At 62.6% G+C, this 26,630-nt stretch carries 30 protein-coding genes; 3 read left to right on the top strand and 27 right to left on the bottom strand.

The features are described from left to right. Positions 1–273: 273 nt before the first annotated feature. The 3 genes from METH_RS10905 (at position 274) to METH_RS10895 (ending at position 4,792) form a co-directional block, all read left to right on the top strand. On the top strand, positions 274–1,356 hold the full coding sequence (locus METH_RS10905) for a TRAP transporter substrate-binding protein (protein ID WP_024090529.1): 1,083 nt from the start codon (positions 274–276) through the stop codon (positions 1,354–1,356). A 140-nt stretch (positions 1,357–1,496) separates the two neighbouring features. After that, positions 1,497–2,423, top strand: coding sequence for a TRAP transporter small permease subunit (locus METH_RS10900; protein ID WP_024090528.1), 927 nt, complete (start codon positions 1,497–1,499; stop codon positions 2,421–2,423). A gap of 14 nt (positions 2,424–2,437) precedes the next feature. Then, entirely contained in the window at positions 2,438–4,792 is a 2,355-nt protein-coding gene (locus METH_RS10895) for a TRAP transporter large permease (protein WP_024090527.1), read from the top strand. A 143-nt stretch (positions 4,793–4,935) separates the two neighbouring features. Here the strand turns inward: METH_RS10895 and METH_RS10890 are convergent, their stop codons facing one another. From METH_RS10890 to METH_RS10770, 27 genes are all read right to left on the bottom strand, one after another. Further along, entirely contained in the window at positions 4,936–5,319 is a 384-nt protein-coding gene (locus tag METH_RS10890) for a VOC family protein (protein ID WP_024090526.1), read from the bottom strand. Then, positions 5,319–6,143, bottom strand: coding sequence for an arginyltransferase (locus METH_RS10885; protein WP_024090525.1), 825 nt, complete (start codon positions 6,141–6,143; stop codon positions 5,319–5,321). Before METH_RS10885 ends, METH_RS10890 begins: the two co-directional genes overlap by 1 nt. A 132-nt stretch (positions 6,144–6,275) precedes the next feature. After that, positions 6,276–6,707: an RDD family protein gene (locus tag METH_RS10880; RefSeq protein WP_024090524.1), complete on the bottom strand. Its 432-nt coding sequence runs from the start codon at positions 6,705–6,707 to the stop codon at positions 6,276–6,278. Positions 6,708–6,812: 105 nt separating this feature from the next. Further along, complete coding sequence (locus METH_RS10875; RefSeq protein WP_024090523.1) at positions 6,813–7,268, bottom strand: DUF2852 domain-containing protein; 456 nt, start codon at positions 7,266–7,268, stop codon at positions 6,813–6,815. A 394-nt stretch (positions 7,269–7,662) separates the two neighbouring features. Then, positions 7,663–8,217 (bottom strand): formyltransferase family protein, encoded by a 555-nt coding sequence (locus METH_RS10870; protein WP_169731243.1) that lies wholly within the window; start codon positions 8,215–8,217, stop codon positions 7,663–7,665. Positions 8,218–8,227: 10 nt separating this feature from the next. Beyond that, positions 8,228–9,307: an ABC transporter ATP-binding protein gene (locus tag METH_RS10865; protein WP_024090521.1), complete on the bottom strand. Its 1,080-nt coding sequence runs from the start codon at positions 9,305–9,307 to the stop codon at positions 8,228–8,230. Then, a complete protein-coding gene (locus METH_RS10860) occupies positions 9,304–9,489 on the bottom strand; it encodes a hypothetical protein (protein WP_024090520.1) in 186 nt (61 codons plus the stop codon). The genes METH_RS10865 and METH_RS10860 overlap by 4 nt, the downstream gene beginning before the upstream one ends. Next, on the bottom strand, positions 9,410–9,676 hold the full coding sequence (locus tag METH_RS25375) for a Com family DNA-binding transcriptional regulator (protein ID WP_084013782.1): 267 nt from the start codon (positions 9,674–9,676) through the stop codon (positions 9,410–9,412). Before METH_RS25375 ends, METH_RS10860 begins: the two co-directional genes overlap by 80 nt. A 150-nt stretch (positions 9,677–9,826) precedes the next feature. Beyond that, entirely contained in the window at positions 9,827–10,255 is a 429-nt protein-coding gene (locus tag METH_RS10855; protein ID WP_024090519.1) for a DUF4376 domain-containing protein, read from the bottom strand. Next, positions 10,252–10,590 (bottom strand): hypothetical protein, encoded by a 339-nt coding sequence (locus tag METH_RS10850; RefSeq protein ID WP_024090518.1) that lies wholly within the window; start codon positions 10,588–10,590, stop codon positions 10,252–10,254. Before METH_RS10850 ends, METH_RS10855 begins: the two co-directional genes overlap by 4 nt. A 12-nt stretch (positions 10,591–10,602) precedes the next feature. Next, positions 10,603–12,063 (bottom strand): pyocin knob domain-containing protein, encoded by a 1,461-nt coding sequence (locus METH_RS24815; protein WP_024090517.1) that lies wholly within the window; start codon positions 12,061–12,063, stop codon positions 10,603–10,605. Positions 12,064–12,076: 13 nt separating this feature from the next. Next, entirely contained in the window at positions 12,077–16,186 is a 4,110-nt protein-coding gene (locus METH_RS22675) for a phage tail tip fiber protein (protein ID WP_024090516.1), read from the bottom strand. Continuing rightward, entirely contained in the window at positions 16,183–16,599 is a 417-nt protein-coding gene (locus METH_RS10835; RefSeq protein WP_044008642.1) for a DUF6950 family protein, read from the bottom strand. The genes METH_RS22675 and METH_RS10835 overlap by 4 nt, the downstream gene beginning before the upstream one ends. Further along, positions 16,587–17,180 carry a hypothetical protein gene (locus tag METH_RS10830; RefSeq protein WP_024090514.1) on the bottom strand — a complete coding sequence of 198 codons (594 nt, stop codon included), beginning with the start codon at positions 17,178–17,180 and terminating at the stop codon, positions 16,587–16,589. Before METH_RS10830 ends, METH_RS10835 begins: the two co-directional genes overlap by 13 nt. 2 nt (positions 17,181–17,182) lie before the next feature. Further along, positions 17,183–17,836 carry a hypothetical protein gene (locus METH_RS10825; protein ID WP_044008401.1) on the bottom strand — a complete coding sequence of 218 codons (654 nt, stop codon included), beginning with the start codon at positions 17,834–17,836 and terminating at the stop codon, positions 17,183–17,185. Beyond that, positions 17,836–20,457, bottom strand: a complete 2,622-nt coding sequence (locus tag METH_RS10820) for a phage tail length tape measure family protein (RefSeq protein WP_024090512.1) — start codon at positions 20,455–20,457, stop codon at positions 17,836–17,838. The genes METH_RS10825 and METH_RS10820 overlap by 1 nt, the downstream gene beginning before the upstream one ends. Positions 20,458–20,489: 32 nt before the next feature. Further along, a complete protein-coding gene (locus METH_RS10815) occupies positions 20,490–20,831 on the bottom strand; it encodes a DUF1799 domain-containing protein (RefSeq protein ID WP_024090511.1) in 342 nt (113 codons plus the stop codon). Positions 20,832–20,851: 20 nt separating this feature from the next. After that, positions 20,852–21,181, bottom strand: coding sequence for a hypothetical protein (locus METH_RS10810; RefSeq protein ID WP_024090510.1), 330 nt, complete (start codon positions 21,179–21,181; stop codon positions 20,852–20,854). A gap of 20 nt (positions 21,182–21,201) precedes the next feature. Further along, a complete protein-coding gene (locus tag METH_RS10805; protein ID WP_044008399.1) occupies positions 21,202–22,137 on the bottom strand; it encodes a phage tail tube protein in 936 nt (311 codons plus the stop codon). Then, on the bottom strand, positions 22,138–22,278 hold the full coding sequence (locus tag METH_RS23930) for a hypothetical protein (protein WP_024090508.1): 141 nt from the start codon (positions 22,276–22,278) through the stop codon (positions 22,138–22,140). Further along, positions 22,275–22,703, bottom strand: a complete 429-nt coding sequence (locus METH_RS10800; RefSeq protein ID WP_044008398.1) for a phage tail terminator protein — start codon at positions 22,701–22,703, stop codon at positions 22,275–22,277. Before METH_RS10800 ends, METH_RS23930 begins: the two co-directional genes overlap by 4 nt. Next, on the bottom strand, positions 22,703–23,131 hold the full coding sequence (locus tag METH_RS10795) for a gp436 family protein (protein WP_024090506.1): 429 nt from the start codon (positions 23,129–23,131) through the stop codon (positions 22,703–22,705). Before METH_RS10795 ends, METH_RS10800 begins: the two co-directional genes overlap by 1 nt. A gap of 63 nt (positions 23,132–23,194) precedes the next feature. After that, positions 23,195–23,491, bottom strand: coding sequence for a hypothetical protein (locus METH_RS10790; protein ID WP_024090505.1), 297 nt, complete (start codon positions 23,489–23,491; stop codon positions 23,195–23,197). Positions 23,492–23,501: 10 nt separating this feature from the next. Then, entirely contained in the window at positions 23,502–24,479 is a 978-nt protein-coding gene (locus METH_RS10785; RefSeq protein WP_024090504.1) for a hypothetical protein, read from the bottom strand. 20 nt (positions 24,480–24,499) lie between these two features. Beyond that, the gene (locus tag METH_RS10780) at positions 24,500–24,880 is read right to left on the bottom strand and encodes a DUF2190 family protein (RefSeq protein WP_024090503.1); all 381 of its coding nucleotides are present in this window, start codon (positions 24,878–24,880) and stop codon (positions 24,500–24,502) included. Further along, the gene (locus METH_RS10775) at positions 24,877–25,971 is read right to left on the bottom strand and encodes a phage protease (RefSeq protein ID WP_024090502.1); all 1,095 of its coding nucleotides are present in this window, start codon (positions 25,969–25,971) and stop codon (positions 24,877–24,879) included. The genes METH_RS10780 and METH_RS10775 overlap by 4 nt, the downstream gene beginning before the upstream one ends. A gap of 116 nt (positions 25,972–26,087) precedes the next feature. Next, entirely contained in the window at positions 26,088–26,579 is a 492-nt protein-coding gene (locus tag METH_RS10770) for a phage virion morphogenesis protein (protein ID WP_024090501.1), read from the bottom strand. Positions 26,580–26,630: the final 51 nt, after the last annotated feature.

Below are 26,630 nucleotides of genomic sequence, written 5' to 3'. Positions count from 1 at the left end.
CCCGGAATTGGTCAGGATCTTGTACCGAATCATTCAGCCGCCGCCCAGAAGAATCAATCGGACTGTCCGGGCCTGCTCGCCTGACGTGCACCGGCCGGGGCAGTTTCCTGCCGGATATGCCCCGGATCGCGCCGCAAAAGCCGGAAAAACCTCCCGTTCTACGCAGTAGTAGGTATTCCCTTTGAAACCGCCGCCGCTAGGCTGGCCGCACTCGAACCGATCCGCCCGGGGGGACCTTCCGGGCAATCCGAATGATAATGGGAGGAATAATTAATGGATCGCCGTTCTTTCTTGAGGACTTCCGCGCTGGGCGGAACCGCTGCAGCAGCCAGCACCCTGGCGGCACCGGCCTATGCCCAGGGCAAGCGCACCCTGACCATGGTCACCACCTGGGGCCGCGGCCTGGCAGGGGTGCATGACTCGGCACAATATGTGGCCGAGAGCATCACTGCCATGTCTGACGGCAACCTGACCGTGGACCTGAAAGCAGCAGGCGAGCTGGTCGGCGCGTTCGAAGTGTTCGATGCGGTGACCGCAGGCCAGGCCGACATGTACCATGGTGCGGATTATTACTTCACCGGCCAGCATCCGGGCTATGCCTATTTCACCGCCGTGCCCTTTGGCATGACGCCGCAGGAAATCACCAACTGGTACTACCACGGCGAAGGCCAGGCGCTGCATGACGAACTGGGCCAGATTTTCGGCTTGAAGTCCTTCATCGGCGGCAACACCGGCCCGCAGTCCGGCGGCTGGTTCAACAAGGAAATCAAGGGCCCCGAGGATTTCAACGGCCTGAAATTCCGGATGCCGGGCCTGGGCGGCAAGGCGCTGGGCAAACTGGGCGCTTCGGTGCAGAACATTCCGGGTTCGGAAGTGTATCAGGCGCTGTCCTCTGGCGCTATCGACGGCACCGAGTGGATCGGCCCCTGGGCGGACGAGAAAGCCGGCTTCCAGGAAATCACCAAGACCTACTACACCGCGGGCTTCCACGAGCCGGGCGCAGCCCTGTCGGTTGCCACCAACCGCGATGTGTTCGACAGCCTGTCGCCTGCACATCAGAAGATCATCGAGATGGCATCGGCAGCCGGCCACCAGTGGAGCCTGTCGCAGTTCATGAACAACAATGGTGCGGCGTTGCAGCGTCTGCAGTCCGGCGGCGTCAAGACCCTGGAATTCCCCGACAGCGTCTGGGATGCCTTCGGCAAGGCGACCAAAGAAACCCTGGACGAGTTCATGGGCGACGAGCTGTTTGCCAAGATCCGCAACAGCGTCGAGGCCTCGATGAAGGCGTCCTCCGGCTGGATCACCAAATCCGAAGGCGCCTACCGCGTTCAGCGCGACCGCGTCCTGGGTTAATCTGCCTGATAGGCATCAATCGGGTCCTCCGCCGCCGCGCGGGGGATCCACATGCAGTTGCTGATACCGCGGGACGGTCGGCCAACGCCGCGCGCCCAGCCCGCTAACGGCGGCTTCGCAGCAATCTTCCCGGGGGAAATATGCAGGAAGAGAGTGGCATCACCTTCTTTGGCGCAATCTGGGGCGGGCTTGTCTGGCTGATCCAGAACATCGCCGGCGCCTTTTATAATTTCGGCTACGCCGTCACCCATCCGCAGCTTTGGCTCGACTGGTCCGACAAGGCCTCGGTCATGCGCTTTGTCTATTACGGCGGCTCGGTCGACTTCTTCTTTGTTGTGTTCACCGCCTTTCTGGTGCTGACCGGTATCGGCCTCTACTACCGCAATGTCATGTGGGCCATGGTCCGCGGGCTGGAGGGTCTGGCCAATACCACCGGCCGCTTCTTTGCCTGGGCGGGCCTGCTGATGGTGCTGCAGCAGATCATCATTGTCTTCATGCAGCGCGTGTTTGCCCGGCCCGACATCAGTTTCGGCTTTGGCATCCCGTTCAGCCAGGACGTCAGCTGGTTTGCCGAAGAATTGAAGCTGTACAATGCCTTGGTGGTCTGCCTTTGCGTGACCTACACCTTTGTGCAGGGCGGCCATGTGCGGGTGGATCTGATCTATTCCGGCATCAGCTTCCGTGCCAAGCGGGTGGTCGACATGCTCGGCTCGCTGTTGTTCATGATGCCCGCCGCGGTGCTGACCTGGATGTACGGCTGGTACTTCCTGTGGCGCCATCTGATCGTGCCGAAACCCTCGGCCTCGGACAGCCTTGAGCGCCTGGTGATGAAATCCCGCGCCCTGCGCTGGAACGTGGAGACCATCGGCTTCAGCCCCAACGGGTTCAACGCCTACTTCCTGTTCAAGATCCTGCTGGTCCTGTTCGCAGGCCTCGTATTCCTGCACGCCATCGCCTTCTTCTACCGCTCGTTCCTCGAGTTCGCCGAAGGCCAGGGCAGTGAAAACAAATACCTCGACAAGGACAGCCTTGGAGAGGGTGAAGAAGCCTACGAAGGCACGCACTAAAGGGACGTCAAAAAATGCTATTTGGACTTGATGGCGTCGAAATCGGGCTGCTCATCGTATTTCTCTGCCTCTTCGGGGGCATCCTCTCCGGCTTTCCGGTGGCCTTTGCCATCGGCGGCGCCGGGATCATCTCCTTCGGGATCATTGCCGCGCTGGACAGCTCCGGCATCCTGATCCACCAGGCCATCGACACCTCGTCGCAGGCCTACCGCGATCTGCTGAACTCCGGCGTCAGGCCGGACAAGGTCTCGGTCTTCCGCTACCCGGACTTGCCAAGACTGGCTGAGCCGGTGTTCACCCAAGGGTGGGAAGTGGCGCTGGACCGCAACGTCTCCTTCATCGTCAACCGGATGAACGAGCGGGTGCTGGCCGGTGCTTCGATCGAGACCCTGCTGGCGGTGCTGATGTTTGTTCTGATGGGCATCACCCTGGAACGCTCCAAAATCGCCAACGACCTCCTGACCACAATGGCGCGCGTCTTTGGCCCGCTGCCCGGCGGTCTGGCGGTGTCGATTGTTGTGGTTGGTGCGTTCCTCGCGGCCTCCACCGGCATCGTCGGCGCAACCGTGGTGACCATGGGCCTGCTGGCGCTGCCGACCATGCTGCGCAACAACTACAGCCCCGAACTGGCAACCGGCGTGATCGCGGCCAGCGGAACGCTGGGCCAGATTATCCCGCCCTCGATTGTGATCGTTCTGCTGGGCACGCTGGCAGGCGACCTTTACTCCACCGCGCAGGAAACCCGCGCAATGGAGGCGGGCTGCTCTGACGCGCTCACCTATCTGGGCGAACCCGCGGTGGTGTCGGTCGGCACCTTGTTCCAGGCAGCCCTGTTGCCGGGCATCCTGCTGGCGCTGCTTTATGCCACCTATGCCTTTGGCTATGCGCTTTTGAACCCGCACAAGGCACCTGCCGTGGCAATGGAGCCCGGCACCGGCGAGGTGATCACCCGCAATGAAGGCCTGATCTGGTTCCTGGCGGTTCCGGCAGCCTTGGCCGGCGGTGCCATCCTGCTCGGCAGTTTCAACGTGATCGGCAGCCAGAACATCACCGTCTCGACATTCTCGGACGCGGGCCAGACAGCCTCCCTGCGCACCAATGTCGGGGCCGAATGCAAGGCCGCGATGATTGACCTGCACGGGCAAGATGCCTGGGATGCCGCCGAGGCCGAACAGGACACCATCGATGCGGCCGGCGGCGTGACCCTGGCAGAACGGCTGACCGGGGATGAAATCATCGCCGCCCGCGAAGCCAAGATCGCTGCTGCCGCACCGATCGGCACCGGCATCGCGGTAATCATGATCCTTCTGGGTCTGGTGCTGGCCTTCGGCCGCGGTGTGGCGCCGTCACGCGATGCCAAGCCGCTGATCCTGGGCGCCATCGGCGTGCTGCTGATTGCGCTGGTGGATCTGGTTGCAATTGCGCCGGCTACATCCGCAGGCGTAACCGTGCTGTGGATTGCGCTGCCGCTGCTGCTGGCGCTATGGGGCTGCCGCGAAGCCGCGGCGCGCTGCGCCAAAAACGATCTGATCCGGGTGGTGTTCCCGCCGCTGGTGCTGATCGTGGCGGTGCTTGGCTCGATCCTGGGCGGCATCACCAACCCGACGCCCGCCGCGGCGCTGGGGGCTGGCGGTGCCATCATGCTGGCGGCCTACCGCAAGCTGCACGACGAGGGCCGTTCCGGCAAGATCATCATCTGGTCCACCTTTGCCGTGATGCTGTGCATCCTGGTCGGCATGAACTTTGACCTGCGGGTGAATCAGGGCGGGGTTTCCCTGGAAAGCTGGATCGCCTTCTTTATCGCCTATGGCGCCTATCTCTTTGCGCTGTTCGGGCTGCTGTACGGCTGCTGGGTGCTGTTCAAATCAGGCGTCCTGTCACCGATTGTGCGGGAGACCGCCAAGGTGACCTCGATGGTGTTCACCATCCTGATCGGCTCGCAGCTGTTGAACCTGGTGGTGATCTCCTTCGGCGGCGAGCACTACATCCAGCAGTTCCTGAAGAGCTTCGACAACGAGATGACGGTCTTCCTGATCGTGATGCTGGTGCTGTTCTTCCTGGGCTTCGTGCTCGACTTCCTGGAGATCATCTACATCGTGATCCCGATTGTCGGCCCGGTGATCTATGGCGGTTCGTTCGATCCGAAATGGGTAACCATCATGGTGGCGGTGAACCTGCAGACCTCGTTCCTGACGCCGCCCTTCGGCTTTGCGCTGTTCTACCTGCGCGGGGTTGCGCCCAAGGAGGTGACGACCGCCCATATCTACCGCGGGGTTGCGCCCTTTGTGCTGATCCAGGTGGTGGGCATCGGCATCCTGTGGGCCTTCCCGGCGATCGTGACCATCGTGCCGGCGCTGATCCCGAACTGACCGGGAACCGGGATAGGAAAACGGAAAAGGGGCCCCATGCGGGCCCCTTTGCTTATCTGCGGGGGCGGGGCGCTGCCCCTCTGCGCCTGTGGCGCATTCTCCCCGGAGTATTTGCAGAAAGATGAAACGAGGCGGCGCCGGTCTCAGGCGAACTGGATCAGGTCCCAGCGGTTGCCGAAAGGATCGCGCCAGACCGCAACGGTGCCATAGGGCTCATGGCGCGGCGCTTCCTCGAATAGGACGCCCTGATCCTGCATCGCCGCGTGGTCGCTGGCAAAGTCATCCGAGGCCAGGAATAATCCGACGCGGCCGCCGAACTGGCTGCCGATGGCGGCCTCCTGCTCTGGCCCTTCGGCACGGGCCAGGATCAGGCTGCCCTGGCTGGCGCCCGGCGGCAGGATGCGGACCCAGCGTTTGCGGCCCTGATCAATGTCCTCGGCCAGCTGCCAGCCAAGCCGGCCGCAGTAAAAGCCAATGGCGGCGTCGTAATCCGGCACCACCAGAGCGACAGCATGAAGGTATTGCATCAGCGTTTGCGGTGGATGGGCTGTTCGGGAAGCTGGATATTGGCGACCTGTTCGGCAATCGGATCGGTCGACAGCGGATGGCCGGCGGCTTCGAATTCAGAAGGGTCGGACATCTTCTTCCATTCGCTGCGGTGATAGATTTCCAGGCCGGAGAATTTGGCCTTGTAACCCATCTTCTGGCTGCCGGGCACCCAGTAGCCGAGGTAGACATAGGGCAGCCCCGCCTCGCGGGCGATGGCGATGTGGTCGAGGATCATGAAGGTGCCCAGCGAATTTTGCGGCTGGTCCGGGGCGTAGAAGGAATAGACCATGCTAAGCCCGTCCTCCAGCACATCGGTCAGCGACACCGCCGCCAGCGTGTTGGTTCCGGTCTCGGCATATTCCACAACCCGGCTGCGCACCGGGGTTTCCTCGATCATCGCGGCGTATTCAAAGACATCCATATCGGCCATGCCGCCATCGGCATGGCGGCTGTCTAGATAGCTGCGGAACAGGGCAAACTGATCCTCGGTCGCCCAGGGCGAGGTGGCACGCCGCTCCAGATGCGCGTTGCGCTTCAATGTGCGTTTCTGGCTGCGGGTGGCGGTAAAGGCCGCCACATCGATCCGCGCCGACAGGCAGGCGGAACATTCCGAACAGGACGGCCGGTAAAGCACGTTCTGCGAGCGCCGGAAGCCCTGCTGGCTGAGACTGTTGTTCAGCTGCTCCACCCCGTCGCCCTGCAACGCAGTGAACAGCTTCCGCTCCATCCGGCCCTCCAGATAGGGGCAGGGCTGCGGCGCGGTCACATAAAACTGCGGTGCAATAGGAAGGGTATGGCGCATCAGAACTCTTCAGCAGTTTCACAGGACAGACGGAACGGATTGCAACGTGGTCCCATGATGATAGCAATGCGGTCCCGGTGCGCCAAGTAGCGTTGTGGAAAATGGCTTAACGGCGTCTTGCCGCAGCGCCGGTCAGGCGCGCCGGTTCAGCATCACCGTGCCGAGGAAATGGTCGGTCAGGCCCTGGCCGCGCGCGGAGGTCAGCATCAGGATGACCGAGATCACCTGCAGGACCGGCAGCGCCAGCGACAGCGAGTACCCTGCGGTGTGCAGCGCGGCCAGACTGCTGCCAAGCCGCTGGCCGGAGCCGTCGCGCAATTCGATCCCGGCAAAGCGCATGCCCCAGGTGGCCGAGCCATTGGCGATGGTCACGGTCCGGTAGGCAAACCCCACGGCCAGGATCAGCAGCGGCCAGATCAGCAGCCCGGTAAAGGCCGTCATCACCACTGCGGCGGCGCTGATGGTGAAGATCAGAATGCTGTCGATGATCCAGGCGATCAGCCGTTTGGCGGGCACGGAGGTATAAAATTCTGCCTGGTAGTCGGGGTCGGGCAGGGCGGTCATTTGCAAAAGTCCTTTGCACTGCAGGGGGGAAGCGGGCGGAAAATCCCGGCTGGATCCCCGCCCGGAAAGGGGCGGGGCAGCCGGAGCGGGGGCGGCCCGGTCAGATCAAAGGGGCTTGGGGCTGCCGTCGCCGGCGTCCTCTTCCGGATCATCGCTGCGGGCAGCGTCCTTGGCGCGCTCATTCATGAAGGCGTCGAATTCGGCCTTGTCCTTGGCTTCGCGCAGCCGCTGCAGGAAGGCGTCAAAATCATGCTGCTCCTGCTCCAGGCGGTTCAGCGTGTCTGCCTTGTAGGCGTCAAAGGCACTGTTGCCCGAGGGCCGCATTGCGGAATATCCGTGGCGTGTCCAGGACTTGCGGTGGCGGCAGGAGGATTTGCTGAACATGCGTTTGCTCCAGATCATGTAGAAAAGAAGGGCCAGACCCACCGGCCAGAAGAACACGAAGCCCAGCACCATGGCGGCGATCCAGGCGCCTTTGCCCTTGCTGTCCATCCAGGCTTCGCTGCGGGAAAACCAGCCCAGCACGGGTGCATGGGGGGCGGTAGGGGTGAAACTCGTCATCAGGGTCCTCCAGGTTGCGGTAAATGTAAATCCCTTTCACATATCAGCATATCGGAAGCCGGCGGCCCGGGTTCAAGGGTGATGTGAAACTTTTTTACATCCACCCATCGGCGCCGCGAACAGGCCGGTTTGGCGGTTGTAGCGGGTTGTAGCGGGACACTTCGATTTGCAGTGCGGGACACTTCCCGTTGCAGCAACTCATTTTTGCGATTTCCCTGATTTTCAGCCCTGATTCCGGGGTTTTGCCGGTCCGGGGTTGCGCAGCTTCCGCGATTTGGCGCCGGGATTTTGGGACACTTCGTATTGCAGTGCGGGACACTTCCCGTTGCAAACTCGGCAATCCGCCGCCCAAAACGTAAAAAAACGCCGGGCGGCAGAGGATTTTAAAGGGTGTTTAAAGGGGGGTTAAACGCTCGTTGCAGGAATTGGCTTTAACAGCAGTCAATATCAACCGTGCCCCCAGGGGCGCCAAAGCGCGCCGCCAAAGCTGCAGGGCACTTTCCCCCGGGAGGACTTGCACGGCCCGCCGCAAGCGCCGCCCGTCCGCCGCAACGACCGGACCGCCGTCAATTTCCGCACTGAGCCAATAGACCGAGCCGCCGGTTATGCGCCGCCCGTCGGCCAGACAGTCGCGGATTGCATGCCGCCCTTTGTATTCCGGCAGCAGCGAGGGGTGGTAGCCGATAGCGCCCAACCGGGACCATTCGATGAACCACGGGGGCACGATGCGGAAGGAATGAACCGACACGACCAAGTCGGGCCGCCAAGGCAGGTCGGCCGACAGCAGGGGCAGGCGGCGGGGTTTCACTGCACAGGGAATGCCCAGGGCCTCGGCTGCTGCCTTGGCGGCCTTGTCTTCCGGCTCGGTAAGCAATGCGAGCGCATAGCCTTCGCCCGCAAGGCGGCGCAGCACCTCGGCCGCCAGCCAGGAACAGCCGATAACGGCCACGCGGAAGGGTTCATTCTTCGACATAGCGAAATCCCTGTACAGCCCGGAAATGGCCGCCCATGCGGCCTTTGAGGCTGCCTGTGCTTTTGGAGGCGGCGCAGCCGAGGGCAGAGGAAACCTGTGCCCAAAGCGGCTGGGCACGCAGAGCGGCCGCCAGACCGGGGTGCGACGTGTGAAAGAGTGATGGCATCGGGCGGTGGTAGCGGTTCACGCCCCGGCGCCACAGGGCGCAGACTTCATTCAGGAACCGCAGCCCCAACCCGGCGCCTTGCCATTCCGGCATGATCACCAGGCGGCAGGCGCGGGCTTCTACCAGGCCTGGCCGGGGGCTGAAGGCCACATGCGCAACCGGTTCGCCGCCGACAAAGCCGGTGTAGTAATCCGCCGCAACCATTCGAGGCATTTTCAAGTAGTGATGCGGCTCAAACAGGGGCCAGTAGGAACCGCCGGTCTTGTGAATGTCCATTGCGATGCTTGGCGGCCGTCGAAGACGCCTCCATTTAAGCTCGGCACTGCGGGTATCAATCACCCAATCAGGCTGCAGCCACTTGGCCACATCGTCGTGGCAGGTGATGCCGACAAATTGGCCGGCACCCCGCCGCCAGGCTTTGGAGAAGGCGGCCGCGCCGATTCTGGCAACCTGCCGGTCGATGGTCGACGTGAACTCGTCCACGACGGCCAGGGCGGGGCGCCCGCACAGCAGCCGGGCCAGATTGGCGCGGAACTGTTCTCCATTGGACAGGTGGCGCCAGGGCCGCAGCCAGCTCGGCACGCTGCCCAAGCCTACAGCGGCGAGCGCGGCTGTGACCTGGTCCATTTCGGTATCGGGGGCAATAGCGTCAATGATGGCCGCGTCCCTGGACCATTTTAAGGCCGCGTCCGACCTACGGCCGAACAGCTTGCGGCCCAAGGACGACTTGCCGGAGCCGGACGGGCCAATGATCAAGCCGACCTGCCAGGGGCGGGCGCCCAGGTTCGCGTCCAGCTCAAGGCGGAAGTCGGCATCGCCTTCCACGTTGAACATGCTGGACACGCGGGCCGCGCGGTAGGTTTCGGGGATGGGGGATTTGTGGTGGATGGTGAGCCTCATGTGTTCACCACCTTGCACTTGCGCCCTTGGGCCTTCAGCTCCTCAAAGAGGACTTTCTGGGCCGGTTCGTCCGGCACCAGGACAATAACGCCGAACTGGCGCTTATAGCGGTTCCCCTTCGGTTTCCCGTGGGTTCCGGGCGGCAGCGGGGGTAGATTGATCTCGGATGACTTGGTGGGCATTCTGCCCTTCCTTTCCATCGCGCTCATTGGATTGAACCGGGCGCTTTGGTGAAGGGCTCTGCGGCCTCAATGAATTATGTGCCTTGCATCTTGGGCACTTGATGGCGAGCGTGCCGCTGAGGGCGCCAGGCTCGATTTTAAATAACAATCTGCGGCATTCACCGCAACGCTGGTCTTGCAGCTTCAAGTGGAATCACTCCAAAGAGGCCGGGTCCTCGAGGACAGGGAGCGGCCAGGAGTATTGCGTGGTCGGCGGGGTCAGGTGTCAGAACATTGGCCCCGTGTTAAGGGGTGGTGACACACCCCTTGGCCTCCCGTTACCGGGAGGCGGGTTGTTTCAGGTTTCAGCCGCAGGGGCTGCCAGAGCAGCATCAAATACGGCCGGCACATCAAACCCGGCCAAATCCGCATCGCTGAGTGCCTCGATCTGCTGATGCACAGCGCGCTCCGCCGAGAAACAGGCCTGCACATGCTGCGCCACCGCCGCCGCGGCCGCTTCGATCTGCGCCTGCGTCAGATCCTGCCAGCCGCCTGGGAACTTCCAGGCTACCGGTTCAGAAACCATGCCGTTTTGCAGACTGGTGACGGCCGAGGTCAATTTGCGCGCGGTCACCTCATCAGACGGCAGTGTGGTCCCGTCCTGCAGGGTGATGCCGCCGGTTTCCGCCTTCCAGCGGATGCGGGCCAGATCCGCGAACAGCGCCACACGGGCCATGGCCGCTTTGGCTTCGGGGGTGACCACTTGCGAAAAGTCGATATTGCTCATGCCGCGGGTTCCTCTTCCGGCTCCGTTTGGGGTTCTGGAATACTGTATGGCGGCACCGGCACCGGACCGTCCTCAGTGACAGCCACCGGCTGCGGAAACCGTGTTTCATCCGGCGCCTTGTCGCCGTGCGGCAGCAGCAGGGTCAGGGTGATTTCGCCCCCCACACGCTCCACGTCCGAGGCCAGCCACTCGCAGGACACCGCGTCGCGCGGCAGGGTGGCGCCATCCGGCAGCGGGGCGAAGTCAAACAGCTCGCCGTTGATTGTCAGGGCATCGCCCTGCTTGGTGATGGTCAGCGCCTCATCCCGGCGCACCGGGGTCCAGTTGATCTGCATGGGGAAACTCCTTTAGAACCAGCGGCCGGTAGCTGTCAGATGACAGGACTTTGCCTGGCGCGCCCCCGCCGTGTCGAAACAGTTGAACTCAACATATGTGGTGGTGCTGGATGGCGGCTCCGCCGTCACGGAATGCGCCCCGGCACTGATCGGGAGAACTGAACATTGCGGTTCCTCAATGAAGCTGGCCGGGAAGGTCCAAGCCTCTGCTCCCGACGCGCTCGCATTCATGCGACGCGTGCAAATCTGTGTGCCGTCCGCAAAGCGCACATACCTGCCATTAGAATTGTTGCCGCGCTCGATCACTGCACCGGTGGGTACGCCTGCAGACTGAGATACAGTGCCCAGCAGGTTGTTGCGGGTCACGACCTCAGTCCAGTAAAGTCCTGTACCGTCTTCCTGGCACGATCCGATCCACTGTTTCGGCGGGTTGTTCGCGTCCTGTACCCGAGAGGCAATGTACAAAACATCTCCAGACAGTCCCTTGCCTACGATACAAGAACCCCACCACGCTCCGTCATCAGGGTTCCCTGCCGCACCTCCGCTGCCGCCCAGATACCGATAAAGACCTGAAGCAGGCGGGGCCGTGAAATCTGAGATTGTCGGGGCATTTCCAGATGTTACACCCAACCCAAAAGTGCCCGTGCCGGAGTTGGACAGTTTCAGAAGTTTGCCAAATGTGGCATCCGTGGCACTGGACTGCGCCATGGCGCTTGTGAGGGCTTCCACCCAGGCTGACCAGGACACGCCATCATAAGCGCGCAGGTACATCAAACCGTCATGGGAAACAGCCAGCTGCATGTATTTGCCCTGTAGCCGCACTATGCTCAACACCACTCCAGCGGTGCTTGGCGCTCCGGTCGTGGTTCCGCCGGCATACCGGAACAGGCCAGAAACCGTCAGGGCGTCCAGATCGTTTCCAGGCGACAAGTCCAATGTTGCGTCATTGACGCCCAGACCGAAAACACCCGCGCCGGAAAACAGTTTCAGCAGCTTGCCTGCGGTTGTGTCTGTCGAGCTGGCCTGTACCGCGGCGCCGCTGGCCGCCCCGGCTTTGAGGCGGAGCTGCCAATCACCCCCGGCTTTCAATGCCACCTCATTGCTGGTCGGCCAGCCCAGGCCAGTGTCTTCATCGCCGAGTTTGACCACTTCGGTGCTGAACTTGCCTTGGCCGGGGCCGTCCGCAATCGCCTGAAACGTACCGATCAGCGCCTGCACGCTGGCAACCAGATCATGCGCAAGCGACATTGTGGGGAACAGGGCGTATATTTGCCCGGCCGCAGTTGCGCCCTGGTAGGCGGGGGTGATCGTCAGAAGCGTGTCGCTGCTGACTGCCAGCACCTCATATACCCGCCCGTCCGGGCCGACCCAGCCCCAGCCCGCCTGCGCGCTGCCAAAAAAACTGGTGCCGGTGCCGGTGACGATTGCGCTGCCATTCGCAACGCTGACTGTTCCTGCCTTTGGCCATGCCATGAGGCTGCCCTCCTTATGTTACCTGGAACACTGTCCATTCGATTTTCGGGTTGTTGAAATAGACGCCGCCCTGGGCCTCCAAATCGATTGCGAGAAAGACCCTTTGATCGCTGCCGCTGGCCCAGTGTGGGTCCACCAGATCAGAAGGATCTTTGCTCCAGGCCGCGGTTGGGACGGGATTGCCGCCGCCGAAACCGTTCCAGCGTGCGCCGGGCTGGATCGATGTATTGAGGGTCCAGAAAGTATTGTTGGGGTCCATGCCGCCCGGTGCCGTGCCGGTGGTGGTGACCGATGCAGCAGCGGCCAGGGCAAATCGTTGCGCCTGCCAGACGTCCAGTTTTCCAACCCGGATGCCGGTATTCACAAAGGCCCAGCGGGCGCCATTGCCAATAGCCCCTGATACCGTGAATGAGCCTTGCGCCAGGACCAGAGGCCGGGAAATCACTGCGCCGGCCACTTTCAGAACATTGTTCCTGAAGTCGAGCTTCACGCCTTCGGTCGGGATCCCGTTTGCGTCCTCCGCATAGTCCTCAGACTTAAGGCTCCCGGCGATCTCGGCATTTCCGATTGAGCCTTTGCGGATCGCCGCCTTGCGCATGTAAACGCCCGCAGGCACCAAAATGCCGCCGACCATGGTGTCCTCGGTGTAGACCACAAAAGGCGTGCGCTTCTGCGCCCCATCGGGCGAGGCGATGGAAAACATGTCCGCTTGAAACACGATCTCGGCGGCGGGCTTGCCCTCGTCATCCAGGTCAGACCTGACCACCATGCCTGACACATGGCCGTTATTGTCGATGCGCAAGGTGTATTCCCCCATCACGCCATCCACAGTCTGCAAGGTTTGCTGGATGCTGGTGCTGTTGTCCCCCACATCGGATTGCAGCTGAGTGATCGCCGTGGCTTGGCTGGAAACTTCCCCTTCGGCATCGCTGACGCGGGTGTACAACTGGCTGAGGGCTGTGGCCTGTACGTCAGCATTGCCCTCGGCATCTTCCAGGCGGCTGTCCAGGCTGATGAGGCTTTGACCGTGACTGATGATCACGCCTTCCGCACTGGTGACTCGCGCATCCAGTTGCGATTGCGCCGTGGCCTGGCCGGAAATACCCCCCTCCGCGCTATCCAGGCGGGCCTCAAGGCTGGTGAGGCTCTGGCCGTGGCTGGTGATGGTGCCCTCTGCGGCGCTGACACGGGTTGTCAGCGCACTGGAAGCGGACGCCTGGGCAGCAATGTCGCCATCTAGGCGGACTTCCAGGGCATCAATGCTGCTGGCCAGTGCGGCATCGCCGCTGGCGCGCACCAGCTTTTCCGACTCTATCAGTGCTACGCTGTTTTCAATCGCCACACCCAGCGATGCAGTGATGGCCGCTGTTGCGTTACGGTCATCATCTACCCGCGCCCGGATATCCTGCGTGGCATAGGCAAACTGGGTTTTCAGGGCTTCGCGCTGCTCATAAGCCAGCAGCAATTGCTCCAGGGTGGCAATATCCTGAGTGCCAAACTGATCATGCAGGGTCCGCACGTCGCTTACGGTCTGGGTGATTGCCGGGCCATCCAGGGTGCTGATCTGCACCTCTGCCGTGGACAGGCGGCTTTCGGCGGCGTCAAAATCCGCCTGATCCACCTTCAGGGTGATGGCCTCTTGGGCGGCGTCGATATCCACTTCCGCCGAACTCAGGCGGGCGTCCATCCCGTCCACTTCGGTTTGCGTGGCCTTCAGAGCGATTGCCGCCTCTGCCGCGTCCAGGTCCGCCTCAACCTGATTGATCCGTACCTGTAAATCCCCCACCACAGGGATCTGGCTGGGGTCCAGCAGAGCATTGGATATCTGCTGATTGACCCAGGCTTGCGTGGCCGACAGTGTGATAGAGGCTTCCGCGGCAGACAGCCGGATTTCCGCCTCGCTGATCCGTTCGGCTTCCGCCTCCACGCCGTAGATCCGCACCGTGCCGGTGTCCGGATCCTGGTAGATCCCGGCGCCCGCCATCCGCCCGTCGATTTCGGACAGCTTGGTCAGTGCCCACAAGACCTGATCGCCAATCACCCCCAGCGCCTCTGCCGCATGGAAGCTCTGCACGTCGCGGACCTCCAGATCCCGCTGCACCGCGGCTTCCAGCGGCGCGATCCTGCCCAGGACAAGCTGGTCGTTCAGAGCGGCGGCGGCCGCATTGGCATCATCGGAGATTACCTGCCAGGTCTCATCGCTCAGCACATCCGGCTGCAGTTTGAACGCGGGCGTTGTTACCGGCAGCCAGCCGGTCCATTTCGTGTCCCTGGTCTTGGAGATTGCCCGAGCGCGGGTCTCGTATTCGGTGCCGCCCTGCATCGGTTCCAGGCGGAAGGTGCCAAGTTCCAGATCGGCGGTGCTGGCGCTGAAACGCTCATCGTCGCCGTCCTTGACCCGCACCTGGAAGGACACGCCATCCGCCGTGAAGGCAAGCGAGGGGGTCCAGACGGCGCGGATGCCCGCGCCGCGCACAACGCCGTTTGCGTCCTTGATCTCGATCCCCGAGACGCCAAAGCCCGGCACCCCGGCGTCCTGGGTGACGATGGGCGCGGTGACCTGCGGCGCGGCGGGGGTTTCAAGTGCGAGGTCCGGATCAAAGTCGCTGTGATCCCATTCCCGCAGGCTGACCGAGACGTTCAGCTTCAGCAGGTCAAAGGCCATCTCGGTGATGGTGAAGGTCTTGCCGTTGTAGCCGTACCAGGCAGAGGTGAAGCGGGTCTTCAGCAGGGGCCGCAGGTTTGCATATTCGGGCGGCAGCGGCAGCCGGTGGGTCCGGAAGCGGCGGTTTTCCTTCAGCAGCGCACTGCCGATCTGGCGCGCTTGCGGGGTGTTGAACACCATCGGCAGCTTCAGATCAAAGACACGTTCGCCGCCGTCTTCCGCTTCCCATTCCGGCCGGGTCAGCGTGATCGGCGCAGACGGGTTCCAAAGCGCATTTGGGGAAGGATGGGTGACTGTGACCGCGTTGAACGCCTTTTCCAGACCGGGGAAAGGGTCATGCTTCCAGCCTTCAGAGACCAGCAGATCGTCTTCGGTCAGGTCGGCCGCATAGGTGTCAACAGATCCCACCAGCGGATACCAATAACCGCCCAGCTCAACAATTTCGGCATTTGCGGAGGCAAAGACGTCCTCAAGGAAATCGGCCGGCGGCTCTTCAAAGCGGATCTCCATGCCGCCGCGGAACTGCGGCCGGTTGTTGTTGCCCACGGCCAGATCGCAGGCATCCATTGCCGCCGCCCATTCGGTGTAAGGCATGTCCTCGGCCGGAAAGCCGCCGCCCCAGACAGAGCCGCAGGGCAGGGTGATGCCGCGCATGACGGTATAGGCCATGACCATCAGGTTTTCGGTGGGCTGCCAGGTGGCTGGGTCCTCCCAGCGCTGGGACCCGTTGCCCCCGGCGGTGCTGTCCTGGCGCGGATCATAAAAGCCCGGCCCGTCCAGCTCGAACCGGACTTGCGGCCTGCCATTGGGATACTGCTTGTCGCTGCGGTAAAAGGTCAGAACCGCGTAGTTGAGGCCGGTCAGAATGTGGTCTTCGGTCCAGGACCGGTCCGGGTCCGCGCCGTACAGCGCCACCAGGCGTGCATCCGCCGTCAGTTGGCTGCCGTCATAGAACCGGATCCAGCCGTATCCCCAGCCGTCATCCGCGACCTTGTTCAGGATCTGGTAGCCGACGTTCGGGTCCCAATCCGTGCCGATCCCGGAGTATTCGCCGTCAATGATCAGGCGGCGCAGGCTGGCGCCGGGGATATCGCCCAGCTCAATCACATGGGTGAGGTAAACCCGGTTGTCGCCATGGCTGTTCTGATAGACCAGATGGCCTGCCGTGGCGAAGCGGCCAACAACCGAGCCTTGCGGATCTGTCCCGCCCTTTGTCGTGGTCGACGTTTGAATGCCGGGAAGGCGCTGTTTGCGCTGCTTGAGCTTCTTCATCAGCAGCGAAACGCCGGTGCTGATCAGTGTTCGCAGGGCCGCGGTGGCCAAGGACTTGAGGGTAATGGTCGCAACTGCCGCTTTGAAGGCGGTTCCAAGCGCAGCAATGGTGGCCGTGACCGGATCAGCGGCTGCGGGCTGGCACAGTACCAGCAGGAACAGCAGGGCATAGGACAGCAGCTTCATGGCCGGAACACCCGTTCGGCCCGGTCAAGGCGGAGATAGTCCAGCCCTTTGAGGCCCAGGACGTGGATCTGCGGACCGCCAATGATCCCCAGCGCCGTGTGGCCGCCTTCGCTGACAGCGGCGATATCTCCGGGCTGAGAGGTGTTCCAGCCGTCGATTTCCGGCAGATGGGCGGCGGCCAGGCAGTCCAGATCCCGATACCCGGCAGCCTTCAGCTTGGTCCGGCCTTCATCCAGGCTGCGGTACTGGCCGCGCCAGGCGCTGGCCAGGTCAACGCCCGTGCAGGCCTTCACCCAGCCTGCCGCAAAGAAGGCGCAGTCAAATTGCGACGGCTTCAGCACGCGCTTGGCAGACCGGATGCCGCTCAAGTAATCCAGCAGGAGTTCCGCCCGGTTCTGCATCAGGTTCCCCATGGCACCGGCCATTCCCCGGCAACGTCGCTGTATTCGCGGCCCCGGTCATCTGTGTTGCGGCGCTGCAGTTCGGCGTTTGAGCGCTTCAGGGGCAGGCCCTGGGTCAGCTTGCGGGCGGGCGATACCAGGACAAGCTGGGTAAAGCTGGGTTTGCCCTTGCCGCCCAGCTCCTCCGGCGCCTCGTTTAAAACGCCCTTAAACATGCGTTTAACGGGGGGCATCAGATTGCCGGTGTCCAGATCGAAGACGGCGGAATGGATCTGAACTTCAGCATGGCGGGGGTCGTACTGCTGCAGGAGCTGTTTTACCTCGTCCAGCATCGGCGGCAGCTTGACCCGGTACTGGCGCACCTGGAACCCCGGCGCGGCAATGATGGGCGGAACATCGATCACGGCGCCCGCGCCGTAGTAGGTGCGGATCCCGCCGTCGATCAGGAATTCCTGATGATCGTCGCCGGTCCAGAACCCAAGGGTTTCGGGGGCGCCGGTGGTGCGGTTCCTGGCCTGAAACCACAAGAGGACGCGGGCGTCTGTGCCGCGGCGTTCTTCAAGCTGCTGCTGTGCTTGTGCGGAATAGGACATGATTACCTCAGCGTCTGCAGCCAATTGAACGAGCCGCCTTCGGTGACCGCCGAGCGGCCCTCGCCGTACTGGGCGGTGGTGAGGGTGGCCTTCAGAACCGGATTGCCCAGCGTGACGGCCGCGCCCAGGGCGGCGCCCGGCCGGATGAACGGGGTGACTTCGATATCTGCGGCAATGCCTGCACCCGAGGCCACGGCACCGGTCGCAATGCGGTGGTAGGCGTAGCGGGTTGGATTGGCGCCATAGGTGAAGCCCAGAAGGTCGCCGCGGCTGAGGATGTATCCCGCAGGCAGGCCGGAGATATCCAGCTCGCGGTTGTTCGGGTTCAGCGCCTCGATGACGGGGGCGGAGCTGCCAAGGATGAATTTTTCCGGGTCGGCGGCCGGGTGCGGCTGGCGGGTGTCCCAAAGCAGAAAGGACGCGCCGGGTTCGTCCAGCAGCGACAGGCGCGCCTCGATGGCCGCAATGGCGCTGTGGTGATCCTTGTCCAGGACAATGCGCCCGCCCCACAGGCGGCTGCCGAGCCGGTGCTTGATCACGTCGCCGCCGTGGGTTTCCGACGTGGTATTAGCTGCACCCGGCCGGGAGGTGATCCGGGCGATGGGCAGGGTGTCAAAGAATTCGCTGAGGGGGAGGGGCCAGGCCAATGCCATCATCAAACCTTGTATGGATCTTCAAGAGTGTCTTTCACGGTCGAGCGGGCGGGGCCTTGGTCGTAGTCCCGGACCACCTCGACGCTGATTTCCGAGGCGCGCTCTTCCACCACCGCCTCGAACATCGGTGAGGGCAGAAGGCGGACTGTAATGGTCGGGCGGGTTTGCCCGGCCGCCGCTGCCGCCGAGGGCGCACTGGCGGCGGCGCCGGGAACAATTCCGCTTGCAAAACCGGGGATTTCAACGCCGTCATTCATCGCCTGCAGGATCGGGCGGTAGCGGCGGGTGGCCTTGCCAGTGATGACGCTTTCACCGGCAGACAGCATGGTGGGCACCTTGTCGTCCCGGTTGCCGCCGTCGCCGTAAACCATCATGCCAACGGTCCCGTCGGCGAGGCCAAACACCCCAGAGACAAAGTTGCCTAACAGGTCGGTTTCGCCTCCGGATCCGGACCCGCCGCCCAGCAGGCCGGAGCCAATGCCAAAGATCTCGGCAAGGGGACCATTGCCGAACAGAACCGCCTCGGCGGCCGCCTTGATGATCGCTTCTTTCACACGGTCCCAGGCGTCTGCGGCCGCGTCGCCGCTGGTGGTCAGCGCATCGCCCAGATCCTGGCCGGTTGCCTTCAGCCAATCGGCCGCCTCTTTTGTCTGCTCCAGCGCCTTTTCTTCCTCCAGCCGTTGGCGGATGATGGCCTCGACAGCCTTGCGTTCTGCGTCGGTAGCGTCCTTCAGAACATCCCGGTGCCGGATCATTTCCTGCATGACCGGGTTGGTTTCTTTCAGGATATCCAGCCGCCGGGTCTCCGCCGCAATCAGCCGTTCTACAGCTTTGCGTTCTTTCTCGGACTGGCTGGCGCCGCCGCGGCGCGACTTGCGCGGGTTGGGCGGCATGTCCACGTCGGGCAGACCCTGGTTGCGGTGGATGTAATCCGGGTTTCCGGCGCCTGCGCTTTCACCGCGCGGGTCGTTGAAATCCGGGTTGGCGCCGATGCCGCCCATGATCTCTTTGCCCTGGGCTTCCAGCAGGTTGGTTTTCAGGCGGTGGGCTTCATCCGCGGCCAGGGTGATATTGCCCGCGATATCGGCATCGGCCACCCCGTTGGCAGCATCCCAGGCTGCCATCAGCTCGTCCTTCAGCTCCTCGGAAACATCAAGCGCGTCAACTTGCTGCTGAAAAGCCTCGCGCTCTGCCTGCAGCCGGAGTTCGGCGACTTCCACGCTGCCTGCGCCCTGTTCGTTCATAGCCTGGCGCAAGGCTGCTTCCTGCTGAAGCGATGCGATCAGCGTTTGAGCGTCCTGCTGCTGTTCTTGGGACGCCGTCCGGGTCTGGGCATAGTAGGCATAGGCGGAGGCCAGGCGTTCCTGGTAGGGGTCCCGTGCTTCATTTGCCGCGTTCCATTGCTCAAGCAATGACGCCTTCAGCTCGTCGCTGATCCGCAGTTCTTCCACCTTGGCCAGAAACGCTTCGCGGGCCTGGGCAATTTTGAGATTGTGGACCTCGGCCGACTTTTGGCCATGGGCTTCAATGGCGGCGGTCAGAGCTTCTTCAGCAGCCAGTTCTTTGCTGAGGGCTTGGGCCTTGGCTTCGCTTGCAGCATCCCGGCCGTCTTCCATGGCCTGAATTTCCCGCAGCTTCAGCGCCAACTGGCGGAGCATGGCCAATTGGGCGTTTTCTTCTTCGGTGATTTTTCCGGAGAATTGGGCGGCGGTTTCAAAGCTGGTGATCAGCTCCTCTACTGCCTGCACCTGGTCCTGCACAGACCCGTTGGCCGCAGCGCCCAGGCCTTCGAAGTCATTCAGGACTTCGTCGATGAGGGACTTATGAGTGCGGCGGAACTCCCCATAGAACACGTCAAAGTCAAACAGGCCGCTCAGTTCCAGACGGTCATCCAGGCGGAAGCTGTTCAGGTCCAGGCCGCTCTCATCAAGCGTAACCGCGATGGTGGCTTCGGCTTCGAGCTTGAGGGTGGTCAGAGCGTTTTCGCGCAACCCGTCCAAAAGGATCTGGGCTTCCTGCCAGGCGTCGCCGAATTTGGATTGCAGGTCATTTGTTGAGACCGATGCCGCCTCAGCGGCCTCGGCATAGGCCTTCATCTGGTTTTCAAGATCGCCAATTGCATCTTCAAAAGTGCGCGCTTCGTCGCCCGCGCTGGTCAGCCACTGGAATAGGGCCGCACCGGCAGCGATGCCGCCAATGGTCAGCAGGTTCAGCGGGCTGATCATCCGAAGCAAGCCCTGGCGGAGCATGTTTACCGCACCGGCAGCGCCCGCATTGCCGAACACCTGAGTAATTTGTGTACCTTGCTGGAGGGCAAGCTGAACAGGTGCTTGCCCGGCTGCCAGCATCACCCAGATATCATTGAACTGAGCGGTTAGGTTGCCGACTTGTCCGGCAGCAAGCGCGCTGTTCTGACCAACCCGCACAACGTTGTTGGCCAGCCCTTCCTGGGCTGCATCGAGCACTTCAGCTTGGCCAGCCGCCGCGCCCGATGCCGTTCCCAGTTTCTTGATCTCGGCGGCCGCCTTGGCTTCTGCGAAACTTAGAACTTCAGCGGATTTTCCCGCGGCATCCTTTGCCCCCTTCAGCTCCGCCAGCTCCTGTTTGCCCTGGGAGGCATCCATCAAGACTTTTCCGGAGAGGACGAAGGGCATGATCAGTTTCCGATGCTTTCGGCCAGAACGCCGCTTTCAATAATCTGGACCTTGGCAAACAGGTCCGGGGTCATTTCGGTTCCGCTGAACGCCCAGGCGGCCTGGGCGCCGGGGTAGTTCAATCCGGTGATGCGGCTGCGGCCGTCTGCCAGGGCGATCCGGTTCAGCTGGGTGGCGGCGTCCAGGAAGGCTTCCACCGCCTCCGCGTTTTGCCGCCAGACGCCCTCCGGATCAGATCGGCCCGGCCGCCCTGCGGCCATCAGCTCTTTCGGGATGCCCAGGGTTTCGGCGTCTTCGTCTTCCTCGCACCGGGCGGGCGAGGTGCTGAACAATTTGCCCTGCACCCACGCCCGCCCGGCCCAGATCAGTTTCCCGGCAGCAGCCCGTTCATACCGTTGTGGTATGCCCCCATCAGCGCGATCCGGGCGTAGGGCAGTTTGAAGACGGTCTCGCGGATCTCATCACTGTAAGGAATGGGCTTGCCATCGGCCCCGGCCAGGTCATCCAGAGAAGCCACAGCCTGCCGCAGAAACTCTTTTGTGCCCTCAATATCCGCCATGCCGAGACCTTTGAGCGCGTCATCGTCCATGGCGTTGAAAGTGGCCTTGAAGTCCTGCTCGTCTACTCCGTCACCTTTGGGAACACGGACTTTCACGGTGCGGGTAAATGTGGGCCGTTCAATGATGTTGAACACGGGGGTTTGCTCCTTTGGGATCAGGTGAGGGTCAGCGACCACTGGCTGTTTTCGGTTGCGGCGCGGGGCACCAGGCGCAGCGGCCATTCTTTGATGCCCTGGGATTGGGTCAGGCCCGGCCGCTGCATCTGGGCGGTAGGCAGATTGAGCGTGGCGATCTTCCCGGCCTCGGTGCCGTGGGTCAGAACAACCGCGGGCTGGTCCATGTTCATCGCCATCTGGAACGGGTTGAAACCGGCCAGCGGCTGGGCTTCGACGGCGGTTTCAAACAGCTCGGATTTGTCGGTGATCAGGACCCGCTCGGCGCCGACCAGGAAGCGCGGTTCGACCTTGTTGCCCAGGGCCAGCTTGGCCGTCTTCATGACCAGGCTGGTGCCGCCGATGGTGAACACCGGCGTGTTGTTGTGGCTGACCACCAGCGGCTCGGTCCAGGACGCCAGATCCACGGCAGGCGGGGCAGTATCGCTGGGCAGCGTGAACAGCCCGGTAAGATCAAACTTGATCTTCGGTGTTTGCTGCGCATCAAGCATGAATTCCGCGGTGCCGCGGGTGCCGAGCATGACATAGCGGGTGCCGCCGATGCTGATATGCACGGTCCCGGCTTCCTGGCCGTTCACGATGGGGCTGTACATGACCGAGGTGCCCGCAGTGATGGTTTCCGCGACCGCGCAGGCACGCAGCAGCGGCCCCCAGGCCGGGGATGTGCCCGCCGCGCCGGACGCGCTGAGGTCCACGGTCAAGGCCAGCTTGGCGTGAATATCGGTTGGAATGGTGCCGTTGGCACTCATGCCGGGCTGTTCCAGGTCGCGTTCCTGGTCCTGGCCTTCCATCGGCTTGAAGGTCACATCAAAGCCCATGATGGCATTGGCCCCGCCGGTCGGGACGGCGTCGTCGCCATAGGTGCTTTCCAGCTTGAACAGGATGCGCTTGTCGCGCCAGTAGATCGGGGCGGCCATTTATGCCTCCTTTTCCTTGCGGGCGGGTTTGGCCGGAGCCTTCGGCTTCGGATCTGCAGCGGGCTTTTCAACCTGCTTCAGCTTGCCGTCAGGCTGGCGGGTGAAGCTGCCGCCGGATTGGGGCAGGGGAGGCTTGCTCATGGCGTGACCCTCAGTTCGGTGTTGATGGAAAAGACCAGCTCATAAAGGAGGCGGCCCCCGGTGATGGACAGCAGGCGGCCGCGGTCCACTTGAAATACACCTGGGCCAGCCTCTGGCGCCCAGCCCGCCAAAGCGGAGGCCACGCTGGTAATGAGCGGGTCCACCTCTTCCAGCGCCTTGGCGCCGGTCTTTGACTGGCTGGGGGCGATCAGCAGCACCGAATAGCCCCGGTGCAGCGGCTGGGTAAAAACGCCGGTGCCCGCCTCAGCTTTGCCGCCTTTCAGGCCCGCGGGGGAAACCGTCGCGGTGGCATTCTGCGGCAGGCGGTTGCTCCGGATCATTTCGACCAGGTCGGCCACCGGCTTAGCCCGGTTTGAAAGTGCGGGAACCTGATCGTTCAAGCGGCCGACAATCGCATCCAGCATCAGATGAACCCTTTCAGGTTCAAGGCGGTCAGCGGGCGTTCCCGGTCGGTGACCCGCACGCCATTGCCGGGCCGGGTGGTGGGTTCCACACCGGCAACGGGCAGGCGCACGGTGCCCTTGGCAATCTTTTCCAGAGTAGCTAGCGCCGCCTTGTGTTCATCCTTGATCAATTCGGACGGTGTGTAGCGGTGCAGTTTGTAGATCGTGATTTGCTCGGCCAGCTCGCGGATCAGCGGCGGGGTCTCACTCATCGGCAGCACATAGCGGCCCTGTAAATGACCGTCGATCAGGGCATCGGTGCCGCTGATCGCCTTTGCCACCACGTCCGCATCGATCTCGCCGGTGGGTTCTTCACCCCGGTCTGTCAGCTCAACCAGCAGGTCCTGCCCGTAGCGGGTGACCAGGTCATTTTGCGCGGCGTAGGCCATGGTGCCCTCGGGTGGTCAGAGAAGTGGGAAAGGGGGAGGCAGCGCCGGAGGGGCGCTGCCGGTTTACTCGCTGTCCAGCGCCTGAACGACCTTCAGGTCTTCGAGCGTCTTGAACTCGGTGGGGGGCAGCTCAACCGTGTCGTTCTCAGTGTCCGGGGCGTAGGTCTCGCCGTTGTACTTCAGCTCGCTGAGAACAAGGGCGCTGACCTTTTCGGCATCATCCTTGGGCGGTGCAGTGGTGCCTCCGGTGCGCCCTTCAGCAGCCGCTATGGCTGCTTTCAGGTTGTCGTTCGAGATGTTGCCGGGAAGATCCAGCTTCAGCTCTTTGGCGCGCGTGAATAGGGCTTTGCGTTCACTCATGACCGCCCCCTTATGCCGCCACTGCGTTCTGGATGTAGTAGCCGACGTCTTTGGCGACGATCACCTCTTTCACCCGCTCGCCGCGCCGGATGCGGTAGCCGCCCTGCAGGCCGATGTCCTTGTCTTCGATCCGCCCGGCGATTTTGCCGCCGAACTCGGCGGTGAACCCCCAGGTGATGCCGCCGCCCTGGGACGTTGCCATCTTGTTGATGTGCAGCAGGGAGATATTGTTTCCCCAGGCACGCTGCAGGTTGGCGGCCTGGTTCGGTTTTGCGGCATTGAAATAAGCATCGCCAATCAGCAGCCGCTTGATGCCTTCACCGGAAAACAGCTCAAGAAACTGCTGGCGGGTCACAATGCCTTCGTTGGTCAGGTTGCCTTTGACCGCGTTGACGAGTTTCGGGTGCGAAGACAGTGCCGTCCAAACCTTGCGCCCCATCACCATCGTATTGGCGGGCATGATCAGCGTTTTTTCAAGCCCGGTTTTGATGATGCCAATCGGGTCGGAATTGGCGTAATCGGAAAACTGGTCGCCGCCTGCCAGAGTGGTTTTGCGGCCGTCCGCATAGTTGTCGGCATTATGGACGGTACGGGCCACCCGGACTTCCCGGATGTTTTCAATGGTCTCGGAAACCATTTCCACCGCGTGGCCTTCGGGGTCGAAGTTCGACACGCCTGCAGCGCGGGCAGCGGCAGCGGTGTCAATATCGGAAATCGGCACCGGTGCGTCCAGGCCGTAGTCTTCCACTTCGGACGTGCGCTGTTTGCCGCCGAATTCGAGCTGGTTGACCCGGCCTTTACGGCTGACACGGGCGTCGGGCGTATTGAAGGCCTCTTCAATGGGGTATTCCGTCCAGCTGAACTTTTCACCGGGGACGGTATGGCGGGGCATCACCTCATCAGCGATGCGTGAGGCCTCCGGGTTTTTGTAGCCGACCGCAATGGCGGTCAGGATCGGGTCAGATTGAAACGGGCGGGTAGGCGCCATGGTCAGGTCCTTTCAGGAAATCAGGCTTCGTGCAGCAGGCCAGGGGCCAGGAAGGCCATGATGGTGTCGCCAGCGATGCCGGGTTCATCGGCAAAGCCGACAATGCGCACGGTGGTGGAAGCGGTGCCCGCAGCCAGGACGGCTGCAGCATCCGCATCAGAGGTGAGCGGATCGCCGGTACTTACAGGACCGCCCAGGATCACCGGAACCAGACCGGCGCGGTGCACGTCGCACATGCCGCCAGCCGGGGCGCCCATGCTGTCCGAAACGCCCAGGGACGCGGCGGTGTTGCTGTCTGCCAGGTCAATTGTCTGGCCGTTTGCCGGATCAGCAAATTTGACGATGCGGTAACCGGTGATCTCAGAGGCGGCCTCGTAGCCGCGGATGAAGGTCGGGATCATGCCTTGCCCTCCTGCACAGCATGCACCGCTTCGGTGATGCTGATTTCGAAACCGGCTTTGGCCTGCTGCAGTTGGTAGGCGGTGGCTTTGCCTGCCAGTTCGGTGGCATTCAGGGCCAGGCTGGTGCCGCCGCCGGGGGGCGTATCCGGCAGCAACTCGCCTTCCAACTTGGGAAAGGCATTGATCATCGCCTCGGTGCGTTCCGGGTTTTCCTGGTGCATGGCGATGAAGGTGTCGCGCTGCGGCTTTACGCCCATGCGCATGTCGGCAATGGCACCGTCCACAAATGCGGTTGCGGCAGTTTTCTTGTTGCCTTCCTGGAGGGTGCTGAATTGATCCGACAACCCCTTCAATGAGGATTGCAAGGCGATGATTTGAGCATCCTTGCCGGTGGTGTCGGCGTTTGCGCTTTGGGCGGCGGTCAGAATATCTTCAGCGCCCGCATCTTCAGCGCAGCCTAGGGCAACGCCGATCTGGCCAAGCTGGGATTGCAGTTCGGTGCTTTTCTCGCTGGGCTTCCGTGCCTTCAGCGCTTTGGTGATGTCCTCCTCGCTGGCATCGGCCGCAAGGCCCAGCAGCTTGGCGGCGGTTTCCCGAAACGGCATGGTTTCACTCTCCTGGTTAAGCGCGGTCAGCCCGCGCAGATTTGGCTGATTGACGAGGGAGGCCCGCGGAATTGCGACGATTTCCCGCCCGGCCGGCTGCAGCAGGGCGACAACCGGGGAAATGCCCGCAAAGGCGCGGTCTTCGAGCAGTTCACGGCCCTTGCCGGTCCATTCGACCTGGCCCCAGATGCCGTCTTCACGGGCCTGCATTTTGGTGATCCAGCCGCGGGCAGGTGCGGGGAGGCCCTTCGGGGCGGCAAGATCGGTTGCATGATTGACGTCGATCGGCAGCTTACTGGCCCCGTCAAAGCTGGCTGCAATGATCTTTTCCGCGTCGGTTACATGATACGGCCCCCGGCTGTCGTTGGTTTGCACCAGGCCGGATTTGGTGGGCAGAAGATGCACCCAATCCGGTACCCCGGCGCCGTCGGCACTGGGGAGTTCGGATTGGATCGCAATTGCGGTGGTCTGATACGTGTTTCCCATGCCAGCGAATGTCGCAGGCGGGCGCGTGCCGAAATACCCGCACCTATGTGCGGGTCAATGGAGCGGGGGTGTTCGGGGTGCGGTTCGGGACAGGTTGGCGGGGCAGGTGTGCCAGGTCAACCCCGGCTGTTTGCCGCCGTTTCCAGCCACTCTTCCAGCTCAAGCACCATATTATCTTGGTCCTTATCGGAAATGCCGATGAATTCGCGGGCAGGGATTCCGCCCCAGGGGATTGAAGACCCGTTTGAAGCGGTGCCAAAGGCGCCTTTTGCAGCACCAAACTGCATGACGGCAGCCTGGATGGCATTGGAGCCGTATTCCAGCCCGTCCTTGCTGGCCTCATAGAACAGGCTGTTGCGCATGTCGCCGGATTGATTCAACGGTGCGCCATAGGACAGGCCCAGCTTGGCGTAGCGGTCGATTGTCGTCTGGGACCGGGGCGCGAAGGGGGTTCCATCGGGGTTTTCGCCCTTCAGCATCCGGTCTTGAGTGGAGCTGACCAGGTATTCACCCAGGTCCGCCATCGCCTCGGAGGGGTCATCCAGCGCATCCCGGAGCGCTTCCAGCATCGGGTCCAGGGTGTCCGTGTTGTAAACAAGTCCGCTCATGGCTATATTCTACCTGCTTTCGTTGGGGGCATCAGGCCGCCAGGCTCATAA

The sequence above is a fragment of the Leisingera methylohalidivorans DSM 14336 genome (assembly GCF_000511355.1).
GTDB classification, from domain to species: domain Bacteria; phylum Pseudomonadota; class Alphaproteobacteria; order Rhodobacterales; family Rhodobacteraceae; genus Leisingera; species Leisingera methylohalidivorans.
The sequence above is the reverse complement of the archived record's forward strand: the minus strand, read 5'-3'. Positions and strand labels throughout refer to the sequence as shown.